We start from the raw sequence: 26,717 nt of genomic DNA, 5'->3' as shown, positions 1-26,717 counted from the left end.
GAAGTTGAAGTATGGGCCCATGGCTCGATAGCGTTACCAGTTGGCTTACCACCAACCCGCAATGGCTGGGCCTGGCCGTTTTTATCGTGGCGTGCGTGGAATGCCTGGCCATTGCCGGGATCATCGTGCCCGGCACGGTGCTGTTGTTTGCAATCGCAGTGCTGGCCGGTAGCGGCGCCCTGTCGCTGGGCCAGACTCTGCTGCTGGGCTTCCTCGGCGGCTTGCTGGGCGACATGTTGTCTTACGCGCTGGGCAGACGCTTCCATCAAAATATCCGGCGCTTGCCTTTGCTGCGCACCCACCCGGAATGGATGACCGGCGCCGAAAACTACTTTCAGCGCTACGGCATCGTCAGCCTGATCGTTGGCCGTTTCATTGGCCCGCTGCGGCCCATGCTGCCGATGGTGGCCGGGATGTGCGACATGCCGCTGCCGCGCTTCATTCTGGTCAGCTTGCTGGCCGGCGCTGGCTGGTCGGTCGCTTACCTGCTGCCAGGCTGGGCGACCGGGGCGGCGATCCGCTTGCCGCTGCCTGAAAACTTCTGGCCACAAGCTGCCATCGTTGCGGTCAGCATCGCCGCCCTGCTGGGCCTGAGCATCCACGCCAACGTTCGCCGTCAACCCAAAGCGACGCTACTGATCGGCACCTTGAGCCTGGCGCTGCTGGTGGCGGTGTTCTTCGGCTACTCGCACATGGCTGCGTTCGATCAGGGTATCAGCGCCCTGGTGCAAGAACATCGCAGCAGCACCATGGACATGCTGGCCGTGCTGGTGACGCAGATCGGTAACTTCCGCACGCAACTGCTGGCCGCCGCCCTGGTGTGTGCGTTGCTGTTCTTCAACAAACAATGGCGCGCCTTGATCTTCTTTGGCGGGGTCACGCTGTTTACCGCCATTGCCAACACCGCCACCAAGCACTTCTTCGCGCGTATGCGCCCTGACGTGCTGCTCGACCCGCTGACCAGCTACAGCATGCCCAGCGGCCACAGCTCTGGCTCGTTTGCGTTCTTTTTGGCCCTGGCGATTCTGGCAGGCCGTGAAAAACCGCAACGCATGCGCATTACTTGCGTGCTGATCGGCTGCTTGCTGGCCATGACCGTGGCCATGTCACGGATTTACCTGGGCGCTCATTGGCCAACTGACATCATGGCGGGCGCGTTCCTGGCCATCACCGTCAACGCCTTCGCCCTGGCCTTGACTCAGCGCTACATGGTGCTTACGCCGGTGCCAGTAAAAGTCTGGTGGATGATCTTGCCGTCGTGCGCAGCGCTGTATGGCTTTTTCATGCTTAGCCATTTGTCCAAGGAACTGCTGCGCTACGCCTATTAAGCGAGGCCTTAAAAGATCGCAGCCTTCGTGCCTCGGCAGCTCCTACAAGATAGGTGGGCTCAATTAAGCATCTCGCCCTGCATCTCTTCGAGCAGGGCCTGGATCCCGTCGAGGCGCTGCTGCGGGTCGTCCACTTGCAGCAGGTCGACCTTGTCTTCTTCGGCAAAGGGCAGCAGGTAGGCCAACTGATTGGCCAATGATTGTTGCCCGCTGACTTCGGTGTTCATGTTCAACGCCGCGACCATCGGGTGTTCAGCCAGGGCTTTGAGCAATGCCAGCAGGTCCTGGTCCTCTTCCTGCAACGGTTGTTCCGGGATCTCGTCCAGCCAGTGCACGTCGGCCACCAGCAGGTTGTCACGCTGCAACTCGGTGTTCAGCACCTCAAAACGCCGACCACCCTCGACGCGGATCCCCAGCAGGCCGTTATCCTGCTTCTGGAAATCACTCACCCGCGCTTCACAACCAATCCCGGCGATATCGGGCTCGATGTCGCCGGTTTCGCTGCCCTCCAGAATGCACACCACGCCAAAACCGCTGCCTTGCTTCATGCAGCGGGCAATCATGTCCAGGTAACGGGCTTCAAACACCTGTAGATCCAGCACGCAGCCCGGGAAAAGGACGGTGCTCAAGGGGAACAATGGCAGCTTCATACAACCCTCCTTACACCACGAGGGTCACGGCCAGCGGCAGAAAGACCGCCGTGCCTACGCCCATTAGACTCATTGCCAAGGCCGCAAAAGCACCCGCCTCTTCGCCTTCGTGCAACGCCACTGAAGTGCCCACCGCATGGGCTGTCATGCCCAGCGCCATGCCACGGGCTTCAGGGCTGTGCACTTTGAGCAGGTTCAACAGGGGCGGGCCGAAAATAGCCCCGATCACCCCGGTAATCAACACAAACACCGCCGCCAGCGCCGCCACACCGCCAATCTGTTCGGCTACTAGCATGGCAATCGGCGAGGTCACGGATTTAGGCGCCAGGGTCATCAGCACCATGTGCTCGGCACCAAACCACCACGCCAACAGCACCACCAACCCGGTTGCAAACACACCGCCTATAACCAGCGTAGTAAAAATAGGCCAGAACAGCTGGCGGATTCGCCGCAGGTTCAGGAACAGTGGCACCGCCAGCGCGACCGTGGCCGGGCCCAGCAAGATGGTGAGGATGTCGGTGCTTTTGCGGTATTCGTCATAAGTCAGCCCGCAACTGACCAGCACCCCGATCACCAGCAGCATGCTGGCCAGCACCGGTTGCAGAAAAATCCAGCGGGTTTTCTCGTACCCGGCGAGGACCAGTTGATAAGCCCCCAGGGTAATGCCGATGCCAAACAACGGGTGATGGATCACCGACTGCCAGGCACTTTGCCATTCAACACTCATGGTCGCTCCTCACGGTTGGCGTGAGGCTTGAGCAAGCGCTGCATCAGCACGCCGACGAACGCCATGGAGATCAACAACGACAACACCAGCGCCCCGGCGATGGCCCAAAAATCAGCGGCAATATCGGCGGCATAGACCATCACGCCCACCGCAGGCGGCACCAACAGTAAGGGCAAGTAACGCAAAAGACCTTTGGCCGCTTCGTTCAGGGGCTCGCTGACCTGGCCGCACACCAGCAAATACACCAGTAACAGCAACAGGCCGATAATCGGGCCGGGCAGTACCGGAATGAACAAGTGGTTGAGGGCGGTGCCCAGCAATTGAAACAGCACCAGCCACGTCAGGCCGCGTAACAACATGTCATCTCTCCAGCGTTCTTTTTTCGCGCAGCATTATAAGCACGTCCCGACACAGCTCACCGAAGCGGATCACTTTCTGCTACCAGCTGTACTGAAAAACACAATATCTGCGCATGTTTCATCTGCCCCTATAGACAGCTTTTTTTGCTTCGGCATACTCGGCAGCCTAACTATCCGGATCCCGCTATGCGCCCACTTGCCCCCCTTGCTTTGACCCTGCTATTGACGGCCTGCGGCGATGGCGAATCGCTATTGCCGCCTGACGCACGCCTGCCTGATGGCGGCCGTTACCGGGGCGAAGTGGTCAATGGGTTGCTGCAAGGCCAGGGCCGTATCGACTACCCAAACGGCAGTTGGTACGCAGGCCAGTTCAAAAATGGCCAGTGGCACGGCCAGGGCGAGTGGCACGGCAGCAACGGCGAGGTCTATATCGGCCATTTCGAGCAGGGCCTGTTCAATGGCCAAGGCAGCCTGACCACCCACAACAGCAGCTATGTGGGGGGCTTCAAGAACGGCCGTCGCGAAGGCGAAGGCACGCTCAAAGAAGGCAGCATGAGCTATCGCGGCGAGTTCCACGATGACGAGTTTTCCGGGCTCGGCCATCTGGAACTGGACGACGGCAGCCAGTACGAAGGCCAGTTTGCCAATGGCAAGCCCAACGGCGAAGGCAAGCGCAGCGACTCAACCGGCAATGAATTCAGCGGGCACTTCGTCAACGGCCAGCTCGAAGGCAACGGTACATTCAACAGCGCTGACGGCGACCAGTACGCCGGCGGGTTCAAAAATAACCAGTTAAATGGCAAAGGCCGCTATGAAAACGCCGACGGCGACGTCTGGATCGGTGACTTCAAAGACGGCGCGCTGACCGGTAAAGGCGAGCTGATCGGTGTCGATGGCAGCCACTATCGCGGCCAGTTCAGCGAGTGGCGCTTCAATGGCCCCGGCCATTTGAGCATGACCGATGGCAGCACCTACATCGGCGACTTTGCCGCCGACACCTATCAGGGCAACGGCACGCTGACCGCCAGTGACGGCACGGTCGAAAGCGGTTTCTGGATCAATGGCCAGCGGGTTCGCGATGCCCAGGGCGGCCTGCTGCCCGATACCCTGGAACTGGGCCTGCTCAACCAGGGCCAATTGCTGAACCAGGCACTGCAAGCGGTCCCGGCCTCAACCCCGGCCATTGAGCTGTACAGCCTGGTGGTCGCGGGCGACGGCAAACAAAGCGTTTTCATGCGCGAAGCCGACTACGTGACGGACATGCTCGCCAGCCGTTTCGGCAGCCGCGGCCACATTACCCTGGTCAACCATCGCGACCATCTGATGGACCGCCCAATGGCCACCCGTGAAAACCTGCACCGCGCCGCCAAAACCCTGGCCGAGCGCACCGGGCCGGAAGATCTGGTGTTTATCTACCTGACCAGCCACGGCACCCAGGACCATGAACTGGTACTCGATCAGCCGCGTCTGGAGCTGGCAGACCTGCCCGCCGATGAACTCGCCGCAGCACTGGAGCCGTTGAAAAACCGCGACAAGGTCATTGTGATTTCATCGTGCTATTCGGGCGGCTTTATCCCCGCGCTCAAAGATGAAAGAACCCTGATCATGACTGCCTCGCGCACCGACCGCGTGTCATTTGGCTGCTCTGAAGAAGCCGACTTCACCTACTTCGGCAACGCCTTGTTTGCACAAGCACTGAACCAGACAGATGACCTGCAAAAAGCCTTCAAGCTGGCTAAAGAGGCCATTGCCGAACGTGAGCAAACTGACGGCTACGAGGCGTCCGAGCCGCAAATGTGGGCGCCAAAAGGCGTGCTGAATCACTGGCAACGCCTGCGCCAGCAACAAGCCAAACGCGCTTTGCAATAAATCAGTTGAACAGCAAGCCCTCAAAGAAGGACTAAGCTGAATGTATCAAGGGAGAACTCGCATGTACTTGACACCTCAGCACATTCTGCTCGCAGGAGCCACCGGCCTGACCGGCGAGCTTCTGCTCGACCGCCTGCTCAACGAACCTACTATCAAGCGCGTACTGGCCCCCTCGCGCAAACCTTTGGCGGCTCACCCGCATCTGGAAAACCCCGTGGGTGACCCGGCCGTATTCTTGCCGCAACTGAGCGGCCCGGTAGAGGTGGCCTTCTGCTGCCTGGGCACCACCATCAAACAGGCAGGCTCAGAAGAAGCATTCCGCGCCGTGGATCACGACATGGTCGTGGCCTTTGCCAAACGCGCCCTGGAAATGGGGGCAAAACACCTGATCGTCATCAGCGCAATCGGCGCCGATCCAAAATCCTCAGTGTTCTACAACCGGGTCAAAGGTGAGATGGAGCAATCGTTGCGCGCTCAAAATTGGCCGCAATTGACCATCGCCCGCCCTTCATTGCTGATTGGCGAGCGTCAGGAAGAACGCCCCGTAGAAAAAATTGCCGGCACGCTGTCCAAGCTGATTCCGGGCAAGTACCACGGCATCGAAGCCTGCGAACTGGCCCGGGCCTTGTGGCGACTGGCGCTGGAAGAGCAAAAAGGTGTGCGGGTGGTTGAATCGGATGAGTTGCGCAAGCTGGGTAAATAACCGCTGCGGCTACTTAAGCGGCGCCTGGACCGGGCAATAAAAGCCCGGTATCAAAGGCCGCCGCTGGCTTGAAACCCGACACCCAGCACAGTGAGCACTGACAACGGCAGCAACACCGTGTCCAGCAATGCACTAGCCGGCAAATCCAGCCCCGGATAGCGCGGCGCTTGCGCCCCAAAACGATCCTGCGCACAGCACCCGCCTTGCAGTGCATACCAGTCCAGCCGCGTACCGGAATAGACAATCGGCGCCCCCGGCTTGGCAGCGTCCAGCGTACGAACGCTGGCGCAGCCGCCGATCTGGATAAGCACCCATAGGGCCAGCAGAGCCTTAGTCATTACTGCCCAGATGATGCTCGCCCCAACGCGGGAGCATGTCTTGCGGGATATTCAGCAGATTCAGAATGCGCGCGACCATGAAGTCCACCAGGTCATCAATGGTCTGCGGCTGGTGATAGAAGCCTGGGGATGCGGGCAAAATCACGGCCCCCATGTTCGACAGCTTGAGCATGTTTTCCAGGTGGATACTGGAATACGGCGCCTCACGCGGCACCAGAATCAATTGGCGACGCTCTTTAAGTGTCACGTCCGCGGCCCGCTCAATCAGGTTGTTGCAAGCCCCTGTGGCAATCGCTGACAACGTACCCGTCGAACACGGCACCACCACCATGGCCGCCGGTGCTCCAGACCCGGACGCCACTGGTGACATCCAGTCCTCCTTGCCGTAAACGCGAATCTGCCCTGCGGCAGCGCCCGTGTATTCGGTCAGAAAGGTCTGCATGGCTTGTGGCTTGGGTGGCAAGTTAACGTCCGTTTCAGTCGCCATTACCAATTGCGCGGCCTTGGAGATCAGAAAGTGCACCTCGCGATCTTCGCGCACCAGGCAGTCGAGCAGCCGCAACGCGTAGGGCATGCCCGACGCGCCGGTCACGGCCAGGGTAATGCGTTCCGGGCCGCTCATTGCAGCGCTTCCGCCAGCTTGCCATGCAGGCCACCGAAGCCGCCGTTGCTCATGATCACCACGTGGGTGCCCGGCTTGGCCTGGGCTTTCACATCGGCAATGATCGCCTCCAGCGAATCACACACCCGCGTCGGCACCGAGCTTGAAGCCACGGTCGCGGCCAGGTCCCAACCGAGGTTAGGCGGTGCATACCAGACCACGTGATCGGCCTGGGTCACGCTGCCCGGCAAGCCGTCACGGTGGGCTCCGAGCTTCATGGAGTTGGAGCGCGGCTCAATCACGGCGATCAACGGCGCATCGCCGATGCGTTTACGCAGGCCGTCCAGCGTGGTGGCAATCGCCGTCGGGTGATGCGCAAAGTCGTCATAAATAGTGATGCCCTGCACCTCAGCGACTTTTTCCATACGGCGCTTCACGCTTTTAAAGGCGCTCAAACCGTCGATCGCCAAACTCGGCACCACGCCCACATGGCGCGCAGCGGCCAGGGTTGCCAAGGCGTTGGCGACGTTGTGCTGGCCGGTCATGTCCCATTCAACGATGCCTTGGGCAACGCCTTCAAACAGCACCTCAAAGCGCGAGCCGTCTTCGCTCAGCAATTTGGCTTGCCATTGACCGCCATCGCCGGTGGTTTGCACCGGGGTCCAGCAGCCCATCTCGATCACGCGCTGCAAGGCAGGCTCGGTGGTCGGATGGATGACCAGGCCTTCGCCGGGGATGGTGCGCACCAAGTGGTGGAATTGCCGCTCAATCGCTGGCAAGTCCGGGAAGATGTCTGCGTGATCGAACTCAAGGTTATTGAGGATCGCGGTGCGCGGGCGGTAGTGAACAAATTTTGAGCGCTTGTCGAAGAATGCGCTGTCGTATTCATCGGCCTCCACCACGAAGAACGGCGTATCGCCCAGACGGGCCGACACGGCAAAGTTCTGCGGCACCCCGCCGATCAAGAAGCCCGGCGCCATACCCGCGTGCTCAAGCACCCAGGCCAGCATGCTGCTGGTAGTGGTTTTGCCGTGCGTACCGGCCACGGCCAGCACCCAGCGCCCTTGCAGCACGTGATCGGCCAGCCATTGTGGGCCAGACACATACGGCAGGCCTTTATTAAGTACGTACTCAACCGCCGGGTTGCCCCGTGACAGCGCGTTGCCGATAACCACCAGATCCGGCGCCGGATCGAGCTGTTGCGGGTCGTAGCCTTGAGTCAATTCAATGCCTTGAGCTTGCAGCTGGGTGCTCATCGGCGGATAGACGTTAGCGTCGGAACCGGTAACGTGATGGCCCAGTTCTTTGGCTAATACCGCCAGCGAACCCATGAAAGTGCCGCAAATACCAAGAATATGAATGTGCATAGTCGACCTCGTAAATCATCGGCGAAGGGTAGGTTTTTAAGTAGCAAGCGGCAAGCCTCAAGCGACAAGAAAAAGCCAGAGCGGTCGAGGTGCCCGCTCTGGCTTGGCTCTGCACTGCTTTTGCTGGCGGCTTAAAGCTTGCCGCTTGCCGCTGCTTTAATCCCATGCCGGCGCAGCTTTCTATAGAGCGTATTGCGGCTGACACCCAACTGCGCGGCGGTTTGGGTCATGTGCCAGCGCTGTTGTTCCAGCGCAGCCAGCAAGGCGAGTTTTTCGGCGTCTTCCAGGGGGTTGTCAGAGCAAGGTGGCAGCGGTTTAAGCGGCACCTGACGAATCGCCACAGGCAAGTCGCCAAACTCGATAACCTCGGCTTCACACAATGCCGCCAAGGTGCGCAGCACATTGCGCAGTTGGCGCACGTTGCCCGGCCATTGAAAGTGCAGCAACGCCTGACGCGCCGTCGGGCTGATCGTCAGCCGCTGCCCGCCCGCTTCCTGTGCCAGCAAAAAGTCCAGTAACTGCGATTTGTCGGTGCGCTCGCGCAACGCCGGCAAGCCTACTTCCAGGCCATTGAGACGGTAGTACAAGTCTTCGCGAAAGCTGCCGTCGGCCACACGCTCCAATAAGTTGCGGTGGGTCGCGCTGACAATGCGCACATCCACCGTCTGCGGCTCGCCGCCAATCGGCACCACCACGCGGTCTTCCAGCACCCTTAACAGACGGGTTTGCAGCACCAGCGGCATGTCGCCAATTTCGTCCAGAAACAATGTTCCGCCATCGGCCTGCTGCAACTTGCCCTGCATGCCTTCTTTGCGTGCCCCGGTAAAGCTGCCACCGCGATAACCAAACAGCTCGCTTTCGATCAAGCTCTCGGGGATCGACGCGCAGTTCAGCGCCACAAATGGCTTGCTGGCCCGCAGGCTGGCCTGGTGCACGGCCTTGGCAAAGGCCTCTTTGCCTGAGCCGGTTTCGCCGTTGATCAACAACGGCACGTCACGCTCAAACACCCGCAGCGCCCGGCGAAAATCACTTTGCAGGGCTTCATCCCCCAGGCAAATCCCGCCCGGCGACACCCTCACCGGCGCAGGCGCCACCCACACCGGTATTGCGCGAGGCTGGCCACGCAGGGCGGCAAACAAGAGGCGACCATCGCGGCTGCGCAGCGGCCAACTGGCCGTGGCCTGCACACTGGCGCGGGCAAACAGCTCATCAGCGCTGCAATCGAAAATGCTGTCCACCGCTTGCCCGAGCAAACCGCTGCGGGTCTGCCCCAAGAGGTTCAGGCCGCTTTGATTGACGCCACTGATCACGCCATCGCCGTCAAACGCCAGCATGCCCTCACTGAACAGGCCCACCGATTCGGCCTGTAAATGAAAGCGCAGCAACCACTGGTGTTCGTACTGGCGCAGGAAGTAACTGCTTTCGATGGTCTTGGCCGAGAGGTTCACCAGCGCCATGGTGTGGAACTGGCTCTGGCGCGAGGCTTCATGGCGCGCTGAAGACACGTCCAGCACCGCCAGCAGCTCGCCGTGCGGGTCAAACACCGGGCTGGCCGAACACGTCAGGCCGGTGTGGCGGCCACGAAAATGCTCGTCCTGATAAATGCTCAGGGCTTGGCGCTCTACCAGGCAGGTGCCGATGCCGTTGGTGCCTTCACGGGCTTCACTCCAATCGGCCCCCAGCCACAGACCTGCGTGCTCGAAGACTTTGCGCTCCGTGGGGGCGGTGATGCAGTTGAGGATGACCCCGCGGGCATCGGTCAACAGCACCGCGTGGCCAGCGCCCGATAACTGCTGGTGCAGGCTGTTCATTTCGTGCCCGGCGATTTGCAGCACCTGCTGCAGACGCTCGCGGCCCTCAAGGATGCGGCTGTGTTCCAGCACCGTCGGGGCGATGTTTTGCGCGGGATCGAGGTGGTAATCCTCCAGGCAACGCTGCCAGGAGCGAACGATAGAAGGGTCACACCCTTGGGGGCGTCCCTGAATAACATTGATGACTTGTCGGGCGTGCCGATTTAAATCGGTACTGTGCATTTTTATTGTTCTCCGCTCTGACACGACGACCCCACCGCGCAAAAAAACCTGCCTTGTGCGACGCATGGGACTCAGTCCAAACCGAACAGCCAGCATCCTCTTGCGCTCGATGCATTGCAATCTCGAACTGACCCGTCGGTCATGTGTTGTGCCATTTTTGACACAACCTGTCACTCACGCTGTATCAGCCTTGTCACACTCGCCCTGCTTCAGCTCACCCGTAAAAACCGGCAAGCCCCGGTTTACAAGGGCTTGCGCTATTTGGCCCAGCCTTTGCTCCGGTATGGGGCAGCGCCACAGCGCGTCCTCCCATAAGCACAATAAAGCCAAGGAGACACTCCATGCGTTACGCACAACCCGGTACTGAAGGCTCGGTCATCACATTCAAGGGCCGCTACGGTAACTACATCGGCGGCGAATTCGTGGCACCGGTCAAAGGCCAGTACTTCACCAACACCTCGCCGGTCAACGGCAAGGCCATCGCAGAATTCCCCCGCTCCACTGCCGAAGACATCGAAAAAGCCCTGGATGCCGCTCACGCCGCTGCCGATGCCTGGGGCGCGACCTCTGTGCAGGCGCGCTCGCTGGTGCTGCTGAAAATCGCTGACCGCATTGAGCAAAACCTCGAACTGCTGGCCGTGACTGAAACCTGGGACAACGGCAAAGCCGTGCGTGAAACCCTGAACGCCGACGTGCCGCTGGCAGCCGACCACTTCCGCTATTACGCCGGGTGCATTCGTGCACAAGAAGGCAGCGCGGCAGAAATTGATGGCAACACCGTGGCTTATCACATCCACGAGCCGCTGGGCGTGGTCGGGCAGATCATTCCGTGGAACTTCCCGCTGCTGATGGCCGCCTGGAAACTCGCCCCGGCATTGGCCGCCGGTAACTGCATCGTGCTCAAACCGGCCGAGCAAACCCCGCTGAGCATCACCGTGCTGATGGAACTGATCGGCGACCTGCTGCCACCGGGCGTGCTTAACGTGGTGCAAGGTTTCGGCAAGGAAGCGGGCGAAGCGCTGGCCACCAGCAAACGCATCGCCAAAATCGCCTTCACCGGCTCGACGCCGGTGGGTTCGCACATCATGAAATGCGCGGCAGAGAACATCATTCCGTCGACCGTCGAGCTGGGCGGCAAATCGCCGAACATCTTCTTCGCCGACATCATGCAGGCCGAGCCGACCTTTATTGAGAAGGCCGCAGAAGGCCTGGTGCTGGCGTTCTTCAACCAGGGCGAAGTGTGTACCTGCCCGTCACGCGCACTGATTCAAGAGTCGATCTACGACGACTTCATGAAAGTGGTGATGAAGAAAGTCGAGTCGATCAAACGTGGCGACCCGCTGGACACCGACACCATGGTCGGCGCCCAGGCGTCCGAGCAGCAATTCGACAAAATCCTGTCCTACCTTGAAATCGCTAAGGCCGAAGGCGCCGAGCTGCTGACCGGCGGCCAGGTGGCCAAGCTCGAAGGCGATCTGTCGACGGGTTACTACATCCAGCCGACCCTGCTCAAGGGCACCAACAAAATGCGCGTGTTCCAGGAAGAAATCTTTGGCCCGGTGGTCAGCATCACCACCTTCAAAGACGAAGCCGAAGCACTGGCAATTGCCAACGACACCGAGTTCGGCCTGGGCGCCGGCCTGTGGACCCGCGATATCAACCGCGCCTACCGCATGGGCCGCGCGATCAAGGCGGGCCGCGTGTGGACCAACTGCTACCACCTGTACCCGGCGCATGCCGCGTTCGGTGGCTACAAAAAGTCTGGTGTTGGCCGTGAAACCCACAAAATGATGCTCGACCATTATCAGCAGACCAAAAACCTGCTGGTGAGCTACGACATCAACCCGCTGGGCTTCTTCTAACCGCCCTACCCCTGTAGGAGCGAGCTTGCCTCGCGATCTTTTAAAAGATCAAAAGCTCGCTCCTACAATCGGGCCTGTGGCCCGGCTCTTGCTTTGCTCCCTGTCAAATCTTCCCAACAATAAAGAACAGGTGAACGGAAATGCCTAGCGAACCCAATGCGGCTCCCGCAGCAAACTCCTCTGTCGATTTTGAAAAAGTCGGCTCCGAATACTTTCAACAACGTGAACTGAAAAAAGGCGCTGCCGGCTGGGTCCTGCTGGTGGGCCTGGGCGTGGCGTACGTGATCTCCGGCGACTACGCCGGGTGGAACTTCGGCCTGGCCCAGGGCGGCTGGGGCGGGATGTTTATCGCCACCCTGCTGATGGCCACCATGTACTTGTGCATGTGCTTCTCGCTGGCCGAACTGTCATCGATGATCCCCACCGCAGGCGGCGGCTACGGCTTTGCCCGCAGTGCTTTCGGGCCGTGGGGCGGTTTTTTGACCGGCACCGCCATCCTCATTGAATACGCCATCGCCCCCGCCGCCATTGCGGTGTTTATCGGGGCGTATTGCGAGTCGCTGTTCGGCATCGGCGGCTGGATGATTTACCTGGCCTTCTACATCATTTTTATCGGCATCCACATCTTCGGCGTCGGTGAAGCGCTCAAGCTGATGTTCATTATCACCGCCGTGGCCGCCATCGCCCTGGGCGTGTTTTTGGTCGCGATGGTGCCGCACTTCAGCATCACCAACCTGCTGGATATCCCCGTCACCCAAGCCAAAGGCGCCAGTTCGTTCCTGCCATTTGGTTATGTTGGCGTGTGGGCGGCGATCCCCTATGCAATCTGGTTTTTCCTCGCGGTCGAAGGCGTGCCGCTGGCCGCCGAAGAAACCAAAAACCCCAAGCGCGACCTGCCCCGCGGCCTGATTGGCGCCATGCTGGTACTCGCCACCTTTGCCCTGTTGATCCTGTTCATCGGCCCGGGCGGCGCCGGTGCCCACCACTTGATGACCTCGGGCAACCCACTGGTTGAGGCACTGAGCAAAGCCTATGGCGGCTCGACCTGGATGGGCAGCTTCGTCAACCTGGTCGGTCTGGCCGGTTTGATCGCCAGCTTCTTCTCGATCATTTACGCCTACTCGCGTCAGATCTTCGCCCTGTCCCGTGCAGGTTACTTGCCACGCAAGCTGTCTGAAACCAACAAGAGCAAAGCCCCGGTATTGGCGCTGATCATCCCCGGCATTATCGGCTTTGGCCTGTCCCTGACCGGCCAGGGTGACCTGCTGATTCTGGTGGCGGTGTTTGGCGCGACCATTTCGTACGTACTGATGATGGCCGCGCACATCACCCTGCGCATTCGTCGCCCCAAAATGGAGCGTCCTTATCGCACGCCGGGCGGTATTGTCACTTCAGGCACCGCTTTGGTGCTGGCCTGCGTGGCCGTGGTCGCCGGGTTCCTGGTGGATCCGCGCGTAGTGATTGGCGCTGCGGTGATCTATGGCGTATTAATTGCCTACTTTGCTTTTTACAGTCGACACCATTTGGTCGCCGGTACGCCGGAAGAGGAATTCGCAGCCATCCAACAGGCTGAGCAATCCTTGCACTAGTCGCTGAGAAACCCGCCAGGCGCACCGCGTCTGGCGTTAAGGAGCACCTTGTATGGCAACTTTTTCTCACGCGGTGGGGACACAGACCTACCGTTTTGACAGCCTCAAAGACGTCATGGCCAAAGCCAGCCCGGCCCGTTCCGGGGACTTTCTGGCCGGTGTTGCCGCGACCAATGATGGCGAACGCGTCGCGGCGCAAATGGCATTGGCTGACATCCCGCTTTCGTACTTCCTGCAAGAAGTGCTGATCCCTTACGAGTCCGACGAAGTCACCCGGCTGATCATCGACAGCCATGATCGACAGGCTTTTGCCACGGTCAGCCATTTGACCGTGGGCGGCTTTCGTGACTGGCTGCTCAGTGACGCCGCCGACGAACACACGCTGCGCGCATTGGCCCCCGGGCTCACCCCGGAAATGGTCGCGGCCGTGTCGAAGATCATGCGCGTGCAGGATTTGATTCTGGTGGCGCAGAAGATCCGCGTCGTCACCCAGTTTCGCGGCACCATGGGCTTGCGCGGGCGTTTGTCGACCCGACTGCAACCCAACCACCCTACCGACGACCCGGCCGGTATTGCCGCGAGCATTCTCGACGGCCTGCTGTACGGCAATGGCGATGCGATGATCGGCATCAACCCGGCCACCGACAGCATCGCCTCGATCTGCGACCTGCTGAACATGCTCGACGCGATCATCCAGCGCTATGACATCCCGACCCAGTCCTGCGTGCTGACCCACGTCACCACCTCCATCGAAGCGATCAACCGTGGCGTGCCGCTGGACCTGGTGTTTCAGTCGATTGCCGGGACAGAAGCGGCCAACGCCAGCTTCGGGATTAACCTGAATGTGCTACAGGAAGGTTACGAAGCGGGTTTGAGCCTCAATCGCGGCACGTTGGGCAACAACTTGATGTATTTCGAGACCGGGCAAGGCAGCGCGCTGTCGGCCAACGCGCATTTCGGCGTTGATCAGCAAACCTGCGAAACCCGCGCCTACGCCGTGGCCCGGCACTTCAAGCCATTTTTGGTCAACACCGTGGTCGGCTTTATAGGCCCCGAGTACTTGTACAACGGCAAACAGATCATCCGCGCCGGGCTCGAAGACCACTTTTGCGGCAAGTTGCTCGGCGTGCCGATGGGCTGTGACATTTGCTACACCAACCACGCCGAAGCCGATCAGGACGACATGGACAACCTGCTGACGCTGCTGGGCGTGGCCGGGATCAACTTCATCATGGGCATTCCGGGGTCGGACGACATCATGCTCAACTATCAGACCACGTCCTTTCATGACGCACTCTACGCCCGAAAAACCTTGGGGTTAAAGCCTGCGCCCGAGTTTGAACACTGGCTGAGCAAGATCGGAATTTTCACCCAGAACGATGGCCGGATTGAATTTGGTCATCAATTGCCGCCTGCGTTCCGTCAGGCGCTGGCCCATTTGGGAGGGCGCTGAGCATGGCCACCGACACCCTTAACCCGTGGCTCGAACTGCGCCGCCTGACCCCGGCACGTATTGCCCTGGGGCGCACCGGCACGAGCATGCCGACCCAGGCGCAACTGGACTTTCAATTTGCTCACGCCCAGGCGCGCGACGCGGTGCATTTACCGTTTGATCATGCCGGGCTGAGCAGCCAATTTGCTGAGCTGGGGCGTGACAGCCTGCTGGTGCACAGCGCCGCCAGTGATCGCCACAGCTACCTGCAACGGCCTGATCTGGGGCGCAAACTCAATGACGCCTCGGCGCAACAGTTGCGCGACTACGCGCAGGCCAACACGGGCGGCTTCGACGTTGTGGTGGTGGTAGCCGACGGGCTGTCTGCGTTGGCGGTTCATCGTCACACCGTGCCTTTTTTAACGCGCATGCAAGAGCACTTCAGCACTGAAGGCTGGCGCCTGTCGCCGGTGGTGCTGGTGGAGCAAGGCCGGGTCGCCGTCGCCGACGAGATTGGCGAATTGCTGAGCGCCAAGATGGTGGTGATGCTGATTGGTGAGCGCCCGGGGCTCAGCTCGCCGGACAGCCTCGGGCTGTACTTCACCTACGGGCCGAAGGTGGGTTTGACCGACGCGTACCGCAACTGCATCTCCAACGTCAGGCTTGAAGGCTTGAGTTACGGCATGGCCGCTCATCGGCTGGCGTACCTGATGCGCGAGGCCTGTCGGCGGCAGTTGTCGGGGGTCAACTTGAAGGACGAAGCCCAGGTACAGACCCTGGACGTGGCCGCTCCCAACGAAAACTTCCTGCTAAAAGACGCGTAATCACGCGCAAAACCCTGTGTAGGAGCGAGCTTGCCTCGCGATCTTTTGATCTTTCAAAAACAAAAGATCGCGAGGCAAGCTCGCTCCTACCCCTTTGGTCAAGCAGAACTAATACATGCTTCGCTACAAACTCAGGCAGCACAATTTGTCTCAATCCGTATAATCCCCCGGAACCAGAATGTACGAAAAAACTACATTCGCTGTAGTTAACTACCTACTCCTCCGCACAGACCTGCTGAGCCGGGTCATCAAGACAGGTGCCTTACATGGATTTCAACCCTATCGACATTATCCTGCACCTCGATGTGTACCTGGACATGCTGGTAAGAAACTACGGTGTATGGATTTACGCCATCCTGTTTCTGGTGATCTTTTGTGAAACCGGGCTGGTGGTCATGCCATTTTTGCCGGGTGATTCGTTGCTGTTTATCGCCGGCGCCGTTGCGGCGGGCGGTGGCATGGACCCGGTATTGCTGGGCGCACTGTTGATGCTGGCGGCGATTCTGGGTGACAGTACCAACTACGTCATCGGACGAACGGCCGGGGAACGCTTATTCAGTAACCCCGACTCGAAGATCTTCCGTCGCGACTACCTGCAAAAAACCCACGACTTCTATGAACGTCATGGCGGCAAAACCGTAACCATGGCGCGCTTCCTGCCGATCTTCCGCACCTTCGCGCCGTTCGTGGCCGGTGTGGCCCGCATGTTCTACCCGCGCTTCTTCATGTTCAGCGTGTTCGGCACTATCCTGTGGGTCGGCGGCCTGGTCACCCTGGGTTACTTCTTCGGTAACGTACCGTTCATCAAAACCAACCTGTCGCTGCTGGTGGTGGGCATCATCGTGCTGTCGTTGGTGCCAATGATTATTGGTGTAGTACGCAGCCGTTTCGGACGCAGCCCTTCCAAAGCCTGATCGGAGAACGGCAATGTGGTCGCTGAGTGAATGGAGACGCCAGCGGATTCTGGCGCAGCACCCGGTGGCGGAGGACGTCTGGCATGACGTGCGCCAACACCTGAGTATTCTTGACGGGCTGGACGACGCGCAGGACAAATGGCTGCGCGAAAGCAGTGTGTTGTTCCTCAAGCAAAAACACCTGACGCCCATGCCCGGCGTCGAGCTGACCGAAGAAGGCGAGCTGCTGCTCGCCGCCCAGGCGCAACTGCCGTTGCTCAACCTGGGCGACCTGGACTGGTATCAGGGCTTTCATGAAATCGTCCTGTACCCCGATGACTTCGTCAGCCCCCAGCGCCACCGCGATTCCAGTGGCGTAGAACACGTGTGGGAAGGCCATCACAGCGGTGAAGCCTGGCAGCACGGTGCGGTGATTCTGGCCTGGCCGGGCGTACTGGCCAGTGGTCACTGGGAAGGTTACAACCTGGTCATTCACGAGCTGGCGCACAAGCTGGACATGCTCAACGGCGCCGCCAACGGCATGCCGCCACTGCACAGCAACATGCAAGTGACTGACTGGACGAAGGACATGCAGCAAGCCTTCGACCACCTCAACCACTATCTGGACCACCACAACCCGGACCACGCGCCCATCGATCCGTACGCCGCTGAAAACCCGGCCGAGTTTTTTGCCGTCACCAGCGAGTACTTCTTTAGCGCGCCCGACCTGCTGCACCATGTCTATCCGCTGGTGTATAAGCAGCTCAGCCTGTTTTACCGGCAGGACACCCTGGCCCGGTTACGCACCCTACAGAGTGAACACCCTGATTACCGTGCACATCACTGATACCGCCAGACGTGACGTGGTTGCAGGAATACGCCTATAATCGCCGCCACTTTTTGGCCACATCGGCCAAGTAAACTGGCCTACACACGGGGGCACCGCCCAATGAGCTACAGCAAGATTCCGGCTGGCAAAGACCTGCCGAATGACATCTACGTCGCCATCGAGATTCCGGCTAACCACGCGCCGATCAAATATGAAATCGACAAAGACAGCGATTGCCTGTTCGTTGACCGCTTCATGGCGACCCCGATGTTCTACCCGGCCAACTACGGCTTCATCCCCAACACCCTGGCTGACGACGGTGACCCCCTCGACGTGCTGGTTGTGACCCCTTACCCGGTTGCTCCAGGTTCGGTTATCCGCGCGCGTCCAGTCGGCATTCTGCACATGACCGACGACGGCGGCGGCGATGCCAAAGTAGTAGCTGTGCCTCACGACAAGCTGTCCCAGCTGTACGTTGACGTGAAAGAGTACACCGACCTGCCACCGCTGCTGATCCAGCAGATCCAGCACTTCTTCGAGAACTACAAAGACCTCGAAAAAGGCAAATGGGTAAGAATCGAAGGTTGGGGCGACGCAGAAGCTGCCCGCGCCGAGATCACCAAATCGGTTGCTGCCTACAAAGGCTAAGTGCACACCGGCAGGCGTTTTCAGCCAGCCCGATGCACTCAAAAAACCCCGGCATGCCGGGGTTTTTTATTGCCTTCTAAACACCCGCAACACAGCCCGTTCATCGCTTTTGCGCGAGAACAGTCATACCGTAAGAAATCTCCTTTAAGCTCAGGGAAATGTCTCTTTTTCACCGTTTTTTTTGAACGTTTAGTTTATTTAAACGGTGCTGTCTTCTCCGTAAACTCCGCATTCATGAATACATCCGGTGATCGCCTCAGAACCCTCCTGCGGGAGTGTCATTTATCCGCTTCGGACTTCGCCGCCAATCGCCGCGTTACGCCGCAGCACGTCAACAACTGGTTCAAGCGTGGTATACCCATGGCCCGACTGGACGAAATCGCCGAACTGTTGTGCGTTAACAGCCGTTGGCTGCGCACGGGTGAAGGCACCAAACATCCGGGAGCCCCCAGTATTAGTCCTACGGCACGCAACACCGCGCCCAAACAACCCGTCAGCACTCACCCCTACACCGTCTCAACCACCCCCCATGACATCGACGTCCCGTTCTACAGCGAAGTGTTAAATGCCAGCGGCTCAAGCCAAACCCATGTGGCCCAGATCATGGACTGTCAAATCCGCCTGAGCGCGGCCATCCTGCAGGCCATGGACGTCGGCCACGACCAGGCTATCTGCGCGCCCATGCTCGGCAACAGCATGGCGCCACGTATAGAAGACGGCTCCACCCTGGCCATCGACAGCAGCCTGACCCACATCGTGGACGGAGAAATCTACGCCATTGAGCATGACGGCATGCTGCGCATCAAATACGTCTACCGCCAGCCCAGCAATGGTTTACGCCTACGCAGCCACAACCACGAAGAATTCCCGGACGAACTCTACGGTGCGGCGCAGATACAAGAACAACGCATACGCATATTGGGCTGGGTATTCTGGTGGTCCACCCTCAATAAACGTCGCCCGTCAGTGCCGTGCAAACTAGCGGAATAGAGCCTTGGCGCGCGAACCAGCGAAGCCACAAGAGGAATTTGTGCTGGGAAATGCAACCGATTCCCAGTATGCTTCGCCCCACTCGCGCAACCCCTTGCTCAGGCAGCCGGATTGCAGGGGCCGCCGCAAAAAGCGGCCATGCCCCACACCAGCCCAACGCGCTGGTCGCCCCGATTTGAAGGCGAGTACGGTTTGCCAAAAACAAACCAAACCCGCCCCCGAGAAGCCGGCCACAAGCCGGCTTTTTAATGCCTGAAATAAAAATCTGCTACGGCCCAAACTGTAGGAGCGAGCTTGCCTCTCGATCTTTTGACTTGGCTTTTCGCCCCTCCCCGAAACCTGCCTGACTCTCACTAATTCCTTGCACTCGGTACGCCAGCATTTATTCAGGCGCCCACAGCGGGTTGCTCGCCATCAACGCGGTTGTCCAGTCGAGCAATGCCCGCACCCTCGCCGACAAGTCGCGGGTCTGCGGGTAGACCAAGGAGATGGGCAGGCTCTCCATTGGCCAATCCGCCAGGACTTCAATCAGCGTGCCCCGTTGCAGATGCGCATCCGCTTCGGCACGAGGCAAAAACGCAACGCCCAGCCCTGCCACCGTGGCGGCCGTCGCCGTGCCGCCGCTGTTGAAATAGAGGGTCGGTAATTGGTCAAGGGTAAAGCTCTCTTCTCCTCGAGTGAGCGTCGGCAAATGCCGCCGGTTGGTCGCCGGGAATTTAAATCCCAGGTGCTTGTGTGCCGGCAGGTCAAAGGGCGTATCAAGCCCAGGCGCTCCAGCCAGATAGGAAGGCGCGGCACAGAAGCAGTAACGCATCAACCCTACCGGGCGGCAGATCAGGTTCTGGTCCGAGACCTGACCGACCCGAATGGCACAATCCACCCCCTCCTCCACCAAATCCACAATGCGCTCATCGCAACTGATCTCCAGGTGTATCTGTGGGAATTGTTGGGTGAAATCGGGCAATGAAGGGGCAATCAATAACGTGCCCACCGGTGAAGGCATTTCAATTTTCACATGCCCACGGATCGCGTTACGGCTAGGCGAAAGGGAGGCTTCCAGTTCGTTGACATCCTCCAGGATGGCACGAGCACGCCGATAGTAAGCGGCCCCTTCGGTTGTCGCAGACACCTTGCGTGTCGTGCGATGCAGCAGCTTCATGCCCAACAGTTGCTCAAGTGCCTGCACCTGACCGGAAACCGTGGTTTTGGCTAAATTCAACGACTCCGCTGCTCGACTGAAACTGCCGACTTCAACGATTCGGCAGAACGCTCGCATTGCTTCCAACCGGTCAAATGCCATTGTACGAATTTCCGTAAAAACAAAACGTCGGGACCCAGTTTATCCAAGGAACGTTTTTTTCTATAGTCCGCCCATGCCTCGAAACAACATCTTCTGTCTCCAGGCAAACTGTGATCAATCACGACAATCATGACCCACAAGCATCAACGTTAAGAAAACATTATCGAATTAAATAACTTATAAGATTTATTGAAATATTAGAGCCATTTAACTCTATCGCCCCAGCGCGCCAGCCCTTATTAACTTATTAGCACTTCAACTTGATCTAATTGAGCGCCTTCGTGCGCGCACAACTTGAGAAAAACCATGAAAACCTCTTTTAAACTGATGGCGTTATTCATTCTGACCCTGCCTTTTTTTGCCCATGCGTCTGACGGCGCCGAAGCACTTCAGCGTTTTAACGAAAGAAATAAAGCGATGTTTGAACAGCAAGCCAAAGACATTGAAAAACGTAAACAGGCCAAACTACAGAAGGCTGAGCAAGAGAAAAAAACAATGCCCGACGCCCTCCGTGCAGAAGATCAGCAAACCCAACAATGAACACGCGTTCAGCCCATTAATCCCCCTTGATAAGGATGATCCTGTGCGCGTTCGATTAGTCGCCGTTACCGGAATGATCACCACTGCCTTACTGATCAGTGGTTGTTACAAAAAGCCCGACCAGGCCGCTGCGGGTCAACCCCCCGCTGTCGAGGTGGCCAGTGTCACCCAGCAAACCATCAAGACCTGGGACAGCTTCAATGGTCGGGTCAGTGCCACAGACACCGTGGTGATACTCCCTCGCGTCGGGGGCTACATCACCCGGGTGGCTTACCGTGAAGGCAGTGAAGTGAAAAAGGGTGACTTGCTCTTCGTGATCGATCAGCGCCCTTATCGCACCGCACTGGACAGCGCACGGGCACAGCTGGAACGGGCCCGCGCTGCCCTTGCACTGGCCAGCCAGCAGGACCTTCGTGCGCAGCAACTGCTCAAAAGCAACGCTGTGTCCAAAGAAGAGGCAGAGCAAAAACGTGCAACCCGCGATCAAAGCCTGGCCGATGTCCACACTGCCGAATCTGCAGTGGAGGCGGCCACGCTGAACCTGGCCTTCACCGAGGTTCGCTCACCCATTGACGGGCGCACCAGTCGCGCGCAATTGACCCTGGGCAACCTCGCCGTCGCTGACCAATCCGCCCTGACCTCCGTGGTCTCGCAGAACCCGGTCTATGTCTACTTTGACCCGGATGAACACAGTTTTCTGAACTACCAGAAGACCCTGAAACAATCCCAAGACACATCCGTGCGCATCGGCTTGGCAAACGATGAAGGCCACCCTTACACCGGCGAACTCACCTTCCTGGATAACCAGGTCAATGCAACAACCGGCACTGTTCGGGCGCGCGCCACGGTGAATAACAGCGACCGTTTATTTACCCCCGGTTTATTTGCAAAAGTTCAACTGTCGGTGGGCGAACCGACACCGGCGCTGCTAATACCCGAACGGGCAATATTGACCGACCAAAACAAAAAGTACGTCTATGTGCTGAGCAACGACAATAAAGCCATCAAGCGTTATGTCGAAACAGGCCAACTGATCGACCAACAACGCGTGATTACTTCAGGGCTGGAAAACGATAACACCCTGATTGTCTCCGGCCTGCAAAACATCCATGCCACTGATACACCGGTCACTCCCCAATCACACTCCCCGGGTAACAACACACTTCATGTGCCCAGCCTCGTAATAAACGATCACTAATCGCCAAAGGCTCCTGTTATGGACTTTTCCAAGTTTTTTATCGACAGACCCATCTTCGCGATGGTGCTGTCGATCATTATTTTCGCCGCTGGCCTGGTCGCAATTCCGCTGCTGCCAGTCGGCGAATACCCGGAAGTAGTGCCTGCCACCGTGGTAGTGAAAGCCACGTATCCGGGCGCCAACCCCAAAGAAATCGCCGATTCGGTCGCCGTCCCGCTGGAAGAGGCGATCACCGGTGTAGAAGACATGATCTACATGAAGTCGGTTGCCAGCTCCAACGGCACCCTGCAAGTGGTGGTCACCTTCAACGCCAAGGTCGACCCTGACACGGCTGCGGTGCGCGTGCAGAATCGGGTCAGCCAGGCCCTTTCGCGCCTGCCCGAGTCGGTTCGCCAGTACGGCATTACCACCCAGAAGCAATCACCGACACCCTTGATGTTCGTCGACATGTATTCGAGCAACGACCAGTTCGATGCCCTGTACCTGCGTAACTACCTGCGCCTGCATGTCAAAGATGAGCTGTCACGCATCCCCGGCATTGGTGACGTCATTCTGTACGGCGCAGGCGACTACGCGATGCGCGTCTGGCTCGACCCGGACAAACTCGCAGCACGCGGGATTACCGCTCAAGACGCAATCGCAGCGATTCGCCAACAGAACGTCCAGGTGTCGGCAGGCCAGTTGGGGGCAGAGCCTTCGCCGCAAAATAACGAATTTCTCATTTCGATCAACGTTCAAGGGCGATTGAAAACCGAACAGGAATTTGGCGACATCATCCTCAAGACCGGCAGCGACGGGCAGGTCACCCGCCTGTCAAATGTGGCCCGTGTGCAACTGGACTCCAACGACTACACGCTGCGGGTATTTCGAGGCAAAAACCCGGAAGTCGCCATCGGCTTTTTCCTCACCCCCGGCGCCAATGCCATCGAGGTTGCAAACGCGGTCTACGCCAAGCTGGACAGCCTGTCCAAGGACTTCCCGGAGGGCGTGAGTTACGTCAGCGTCTGGGACCCGACCGTCTTTGTGCGTGAGTCCATCAACTCCGTGCAACACACCCTGCTCGAAGCGATGGTGCTCATCGTCCTGGTCGTGGTGCTGTTCTTGCAAACCTGGCGCGCCTCGATCATTCCGCTGATTGCCGTCCCGGTGTCCATCGTCGGGACCTTCGCCTTTCTGTATTTACTGGGGTACTCGATCAATACCCTGACCCTGTTCGGCCTGGTCCTGGCCATCGGTATCGTGGTGGACGATGCCATCGTCGTGGTGGAAAACGTTGAACGCAATATCGAGCTGGGCTTCAGCCCGCTGGAGGCAGCCCACCAGGCCATGCGTGAAGTTTCGGGGCCTATTCTGGCCATCGGGCTGGTCTTGTGTGCCGTCTTCATTCCGATGGCCTTCATGAGTGGTGTCACCGGCCAGTTCTACAAACAGTTCGCAGTAACCATCGCCATCTCGACGGTCATCTCGACCATCAACTCGCTGACCTTGTCGCCCGCGTTGGCGGCCAAGCTGCTGCGTCATCACCACTCACCGCCTGACAGGCTGACGCGCTGGATGAACAGTGCGTTGGGCTGGTTGCTGCGTCCGTTCAACCGGTTCTTCAATCGCAGCTCGGAGCGCTATGAAAGTGGCATCGCGCGGCTGTTGCCACGCCGTGGTGTGGTCTTTGTGATGTATGCCTTGTTGCTGGGCGCAACCGGAATGCTGTTCAACACGATCCCCAGCGGCTTTATTCCCAACCAGGACAAGCTTTACCTCTTTGCAGGCGCAACGCTGCCGCCCGGTGCTTCACTGGCGCGCTCCGAGGCGGTCGCACGTGAAATGTCAGCCATTGCCTTGACCGTCGAAGGCGTGGACTTCGCCAACTCCTATGTCGGCTTGAACGCCTTGCAAAGCACCACAACGCCTAACCTTGTGACCTCCTACATCTTGCTCAAGCCGTTTTCGCAGCGCTCACGCAGCGCCGAGCAAATCAATGCCGAGCTCAACGTCAAGTTTGCCGCCATCAAGGACGGTTCCGCCTATGCACTGCTGCCCCCGCCGATTCAAGGCTTGGGGAATGGCTCAGGCTACTCGTTGTTTTTGACCGATCGCGGCGGGCTCGGATATGCCGCGTTGCAAAAAGCGCTGGAGGCATTTCAGGCCGAAGTGGCGAGCACCCCGGGCATGACGTTCCCGGTCAGTTCTTACCAGTCCGACATACCGCAACTGGAAGTGAAACTGGATCGAACCAAAGCCCAGGCCCAAGGCGTCGACCCCACAGCGGTCTTCGACACCTTGCAGACCTATCTGGGCTCCGTCTATGTGAATGACTTCAACATGCTGGGCCGCGTGTACCGGGTTATTGCTCAGGCAGATACCGGCTTCAGGCAGAGCGCTGCAGACATCGGCAATTTGCGCGTGCGCAACGTGCACGGTGAGATGGTGCCAATCAGCTCGATGGTGGACATCGTGTCGACCTTCGGCCCGGATCCGGTCATGCGTTACAACGGCTACCCGGCCGCCGACCTGATTGGCGATGCCGACCCGCGCGTGTTGTCGTCAGGGGAAGTCATCAAAAAACTGGAAGAGATCGCTGCCCGTACGCTACCGCGCGGTATCGAACTGGAATGGACCGATCTGACCTACCAGCAGGTCACCCAAAGCAACACCGCCATCATCGTTTTCCCGATTGCCGTGATTCTCGCGTTCCTGGTGCTGGCAGCCCTGTACGAGAGCTGGACATTGCCTCTGGCCGTGATTCTTATCGTGCCGGTGTGCATGTTTGCAGCCCTGAGCGGGGTATGGCTGGCGGGCGGCGACAACAATGTGTTCGTGCAAGTAGGCCTGGTGGTGCTGATGGGGCTGGCGTGCAAAAACGCCATCCTGATCGTGGAATTCGCGCGTGAACTGGAGATGCAAGGCCGCAGCACCCTGGAGGCAGCACTGGAGTCCTGCCGCCTGCGCCTGCGCCCGATCGTCATGACCTCAGTGGCCTTTATTGCCGGGGCCGTCCCGCTGCTGATCGGAGCCGGGGCCGGTAGTGAAGTGCGGCATGCCACCGGCGTGACCGTGTTCTTCGGCATGCTCGGGGTGACGATCTTCGGACTGTTCCTGACACCGGTGTTCTACGTGGTCCTGAGAAAACTGGGCGCCCGTGTCCCAGCCCATCCCTCGCACCTGTCACCCCATGCAGCGGAGGCCCTGCACCATGATTAAGCTAAAAAACTGGCCCCTGCCCGTCCTGTTGGCACTCTTGCAAGGTTGCACCGTCGGGCCTGACTTTCATCGACCACAGACACCCGACCTGCCTGCGACCTTTACCCGGACACAGGATCAAGAGACCGGACAAGCGCAGGCAAACGCGGCCAGCGCTGCGTTCTGGGAACGTTTTGAAGACCCTCAGCTCACCGCGCTGATAGAGACCACTCTGGCCGCCAACCATGACCTGCAAACAGCGCTGGCCAACTACGATGCGGCGAATGCGCTACTGCGCCTCGCCCGGTTCGACCAGATCCCGACCGTCACGATGTCCGGACAAGCGGGTCACCAGAGAGCCAGCACCGACGAAGCCAACGGTGCGCCCCGCAGCAATGATGTGTATGCCAACAAGGCTTCGCTGAGCTGGGAGCTGGACCTCGTGGGCCGGGTACGGCGCTCGGTAGAATCCAGCAGGTCCGCCGCACAGGCCAAAGCCAGCGACCTGTACGCCATGCAAGTTGCAGTGGTCAGCCAGGTCGCGTCTACCTACATCGACCTGCGTGCTGCACAGAAGATGCTCAGGCTTTCGCAAGCGAATGCCGACAGCCAGAAGCAAACACTGGAGATCGTCCAGGGGCGGTTGCAAACCGGGCGCGGGTCGACTTACGACCTGTCCCGGGCACAGGCCCAGCTTGAGATATTACTGTCACGCCTGCCGCCCCTTCAGGCGCGAGTGGCCGTGGACCGGCACCGCCTGGCCGTACTCGCCGGCTTGCCGCCCACCGCGCTGGATGCACGACTGCAAGCCGATGCCGCGCTGCCGACGGCGCCGCAGGTCATCGAGCCCGGCACGCCTGCGCAAGTCATCCGGCGGCGCCCGGATGTCGCCTCAGCTGAGCAGCAGTTGCATGCCGCCACCGCACGCGTGGGCGTCGCCACGGCCGACCTGTTTCCGCGGGTCAGCCTGGGCGCGGCCATCGGGACGTTCGCGTTCAATGGCGGCGGGCTTTACTCGGCAGGTGCCGAGTCGAACCTGGCGCTATTGGGCATTGACTGGTCCTTTCTGGACGTAGGCCGAGTCAAAAGCCGCATCGCCGCCTCCGACGCCGAAGCCGCGGCCCGCTTGGCGATATATCAACAAACGGTGCTCAAAGCGCTGGAAGACGTCGAGAACTCACTGGTTCGCCTCAGCCGCAGCCAGGCTGAAAATGCCCGGCTGACGAGTGCGGCCAACGAGTTGAACACCGCGTCCAGCATTGCCAGCGCCCGCTACCAGGCTGGCGCCATTGAGCTCTTCGAACTGCTCGATGTGCAGCGAGCGCTGTACACCGCACAGATCTCCCAAGCCGACAGTCAGGCCCGCAGCACCACCAGCGCAGTGGACCTGTATGCCTCCCTGGCCGGAGGCTGGCCAGAACATGCGCCTGCTCCGCCCGCCCCCATAAAGTGACCGATAC

The 26,717-nt window shown here is 59.4% G+C and carries 23 protein-coding genes; 15 read left to right on the top strand and 8 right to left on the bottom strand.

The window, feature by feature from the left end; all coding sequences use genetic code 11:
* The first annotated feature begins 11 nt into the window (after nucleotides 1-11).
* Complete coding sequence (locus tag ACJJU9_RS03015) at nucleotides 12-1,328, top strand: bifunctional DedA family/phosphatase PAP2 family protein (RefSeq protein ID WP_048389658.1); 1,317 nt, start codon at nucleotides 12-14, stop codon at nucleotides 1,326-1,328.
* Between the two features lie 59 nt (nucleotides 1,329-1,387).
* Here ACJJU9_RS03015 and ACJJU9_RS03010 read toward each other — a convergent pair whose 3' ends face one another.
* From ACJJU9_RS03010 to ACJJU9_RS03000, 3 genes are read right to left on the bottom strand one after another with little or no spacing between them, the layout of a single operon-like run.
* Nucleotides 1,388-1,978, bottom strand: coding sequence for an LON peptidase substrate-binding domain-containing protein (locus ACJJU9_RS03010; protein ID WP_331367551.1), 591 nt, complete (start codon nucleotides 1,976-1,978; stop codon nucleotides 1,388-1,390).
* Between the two features lie 10 nt (nucleotides 1,979-1,988).
* On the bottom strand, nucleotides 1,989-2,705 hold the full coding sequence (locus ACJJU9_RS03005) for an LrgB family protein (protein ID WP_123751705.1): 717 nt from the start codon (nucleotides 2,703-2,705) through the stop codon (nucleotides 1,989-1,991).
* Complete coding sequence (locus ACJJU9_RS03000; RefSeq protein ID WP_048367660.1) at nucleotides 2,702-3,064, bottom strand: CidA/LrgA family protein; 363 nt, start codon at nucleotides 3,062-3,064, stop codon at nucleotides 2,702-2,704. The genes ACJJU9_RS03005 and ACJJU9_RS03000 overlap by 4 nt, the downstream gene beginning before the upstream one ends.
* A gap of 186 nt (nucleotides 3,065-3,250) precedes the next feature.
* On the opposite strand from ACJJU9_RS03000, the gene ACJJU9_RS02995 reads away from it, so the two are divergent.
* Nucleotides 3,251-4,933 (top strand): C13 family peptidase, encoded by a 1,683-nt coding sequence (locus ACJJU9_RS02995; RefSeq protein WP_048367661.1) that lies wholly within the window; start codon nucleotides 3,251-3,253, stop codon nucleotides 4,931-4,933.
* Nucleotides 4,934-4,994: 61 nt separating this feature from the next.
* The gene (locus ACJJU9_RS02990) at nucleotides 4,995-5,636 is read left to right on the top strand and encodes an oxidoreductase (RefSeq protein ID WP_048367662.1); all 642 of its coding nucleotides are present in this window, start codon (nucleotides 4,995-4,997) and stop codon (nucleotides 5,634-5,636) included.
* 50 nt (nucleotides 5,637-5,686) lie between these two features.
* Here ACJJU9_RS02990 and ACJJU9_RS02985 read toward each other — a convergent pair whose 3' ends face one another.
* From ACJJU9_RS02985 to ACJJU9_RS02970, 4 genes are all read right to left on the bottom strand, one after another.
* Nucleotides 5,687-5,974, bottom strand: a complete 288-nt coding sequence (locus ACJJU9_RS02985) for a YceK/YidQ family lipoprotein (RefSeq protein ID WP_048367664.1) — start codon at nucleotides 5,972-5,974, stop codon at nucleotides 5,687-5,689.
* Nucleotides 5,967-6,596, bottom strand: a complete 630-nt coding sequence (gene ubiX, locus ACJJU9_RS02980; protein ID WP_048367666.1) for a flavin prenyltransferase UbiX — start codon at nucleotides 6,594-6,596, stop codon at nucleotides 5,967-5,969. Before ubiX ends, ACJJU9_RS02985 begins: the two co-directional genes overlap by 8 nt.
* Entirely contained in the window at nucleotides 6,593-7,942 is a 1,350-nt protein-coding gene (gene mpl / locus ACJJU9_RS02975; RefSeq protein WP_407730027.1) for a UDP-N-acetylmuramate:L-alanyl-gamma-D-glutamyl-meso-diaminopimelate ligase, read from the bottom strand. Before mpl ends, ubiX begins: the two co-directional genes overlap by 4 nt.
* Nucleotides 7,943-8,073: 131 nt before the next feature.
* Nucleotides 8,074-9,975: a sigma-54-dependent Fis family transcriptional regulator gene (locus ACJJU9_RS02970; RefSeq protein WP_407730026.1), complete on the bottom strand. Its 1,902-nt coding sequence runs from the start codon at nucleotides 9,973-9,975 to the stop codon at nucleotides 8,074-8,076.
* A 341-nt stretch (nucleotides 9,976-10,316) separates the two neighbouring features.
* Here ACJJU9_RS02970 and ACJJU9_RS02965 point away from each other — a divergent pair, with 341 nt between their 5' ends.
* The 8 genes from ACJJU9_RS02965 (at nucleotide 10,317) to ACJJU9_RS02930 (ending at nucleotide 19,042) form a co-directional block, all read left to right on the top strand.
* The gene (locus ACJJU9_RS02965; protein WP_153328190.1) at nucleotides 10,317-11,837 is read left to right on the top strand and encodes an aldehyde dehydrogenase family protein; all 1,521 of its coding nucleotides are present in this window, start codon (nucleotides 10,317-10,319) and stop codon (nucleotides 11,835-11,837) included.
* Nucleotides 11,838-11,977: 140 nt separating this feature from the next.
* Nucleotides 11,978-13,426, top strand: a complete 1,449-nt coding sequence (gene eat / locus ACJJU9_RS02960) for an ethanolamine permease (protein ID WP_407730025.1) — start codon at nucleotides 11,978-11,980, stop codon at nucleotides 13,424-13,426.
* Between the two features lie 52 nt (nucleotides 13,427-13,478).
* On the top strand, nucleotides 13,479-14,879 hold the full coding sequence (locus ACJJU9_RS02955; protein WP_048367673.1) for an ethanolamine ammonia-lyase subunit EutB: 1,401 nt from the start codon (nucleotides 13,479-13,481) through the stop codon (nucleotides 14,877-14,879).
* 2 nt (nucleotides 14,880-14,881) lie between these two features.
* Complete coding sequence (eutC, locus tag ACJJU9_RS02950; protein ID WP_407730024.1) at nucleotides 14,882-15,682, top strand: ethanolamine ammonia-lyase subunit EutC; 801 nt, start codon at nucleotides 14,882-14,884, stop codon at nucleotides 15,680-15,682.
* Between the two features lie 266 nt (nucleotides 15,683-15,948).
* Entirely contained in the window at nucleotides 15,949-16,596 is a 648-nt protein-coding gene (locus tag ACJJU9_RS02945; protein WP_048367677.1) for a DedA family protein, read from the top strand.
* A 13-nt stretch (nucleotides 16,597-16,609) separates the two neighbouring features.
* On the top strand, nucleotides 16,610-17,422 hold the full coding sequence (locus tag ACJJU9_RS02940) for a zinc-dependent peptidase (protein WP_048367679.1): 813 nt from the start codon (nucleotides 16,610-16,612) through the stop codon (nucleotides 17,420-17,422).
* 102 nt (nucleotides 17,423-17,524) lie between these two features.
* Nucleotides 17,525-18,052, top strand: a complete 528-nt coding sequence (ppa, locus tag ACJJU9_RS02935) for an inorganic diphosphatase (RefSeq protein WP_407730023.1) — start codon at nucleotides 17,525-17,527, stop codon at nucleotides 18,050-18,052.
* 234 nt (nucleotides 18,053-18,286) lie between these two features.
* Complete coding sequence (locus ACJJU9_RS02930) at nucleotides 18,287-19,042, top strand: helix-turn-helix transcriptional regulator (protein ID WP_407730022.1); 756 nt, start codon at nucleotides 18,287-18,289, stop codon at nucleotides 19,040-19,042.
* Between the two features lie 382 nt (nucleotides 19,043-19,424).
* Here ACJJU9_RS02930 and ACJJU9_RS02925 read toward each other — a convergent pair whose 3' ends face one another.
* Nucleotides 19,425-20,342, bottom strand: coding sequence for a LysR family transcriptional regulator (locus ACJJU9_RS02925; protein WP_407730021.1), 918 nt, complete (start codon nucleotides 20,340-20,342; stop codon nucleotides 19,425-19,427).
* A 306-nt stretch (nucleotides 20,343-20,648) separates the two neighbouring features.
* Between ACJJU9_RS02925 and ACJJU9_RS02920 the strand changes: the two genes are divergently transcribed.
* From ACJJU9_RS02920 to ACJJU9_RS02905, 4 genes are read left to right on the top strand one after another with little or no spacing between them, the layout of a single operon-like run.
* A complete protein-coding gene (locus ACJJU9_RS02920; RefSeq protein WP_407730020.1) occupies nucleotides 20,649-20,882 on the top strand; it encodes a hypothetical protein in 234 nt (77 codons plus the stop codon).
* Between the two features lie 43 nt (nucleotides 20,883-20,925).
* The gene (locus ACJJU9_RS02915) at nucleotides 20,926-22,080 is read left to right on the top strand and encodes an efflux RND transporter periplasmic adaptor subunit (RefSeq protein WP_123751696.1); all 1,155 of its coding nucleotides are present in this window, start codon (nucleotides 20,926-20,928) and stop codon (nucleotides 22,078-22,080) included.
* An 18-nt stretch (nucleotides 22,081-22,098) separates the two neighbouring features.
* Entirely contained in the window at nucleotides 22,099-25,278 is a 3,180-nt protein-coding gene (locus ACJJU9_RS02910; protein WP_407730019.1) for an efflux RND transporter permease subunit, read from the top strand.
* Nucleotides 25,271-26,710: an efflux transporter outer membrane subunit gene (locus ACJJU9_RS02905; RefSeq protein WP_407730018.1), complete on the top strand. Its 1,440-nt coding sequence runs from the start codon at nucleotides 25,271-25,273 to the stop codon at nucleotides 26,708-26,710. The genes ACJJU9_RS02910 and ACJJU9_RS02905 overlap by 8 nt, the downstream gene beginning before the upstream one ends.
* Nucleotides 26,711-26,717 lie beyond the last annotated feature (7 nt).

This window comes from Pseudomonas helleri (genome assembly GCF_045830615.1).
Classification (GTDB): domain Bacteria; phylum Pseudomonadota; class Gammaproteobacteria; order Pseudomonadales; family Pseudomonadaceae; genus Aquipseudomonas; species Aquipseudomonas helleri.
This window is presented reverse-complemented; position numbering and strand designations above follow the sequence as displayed.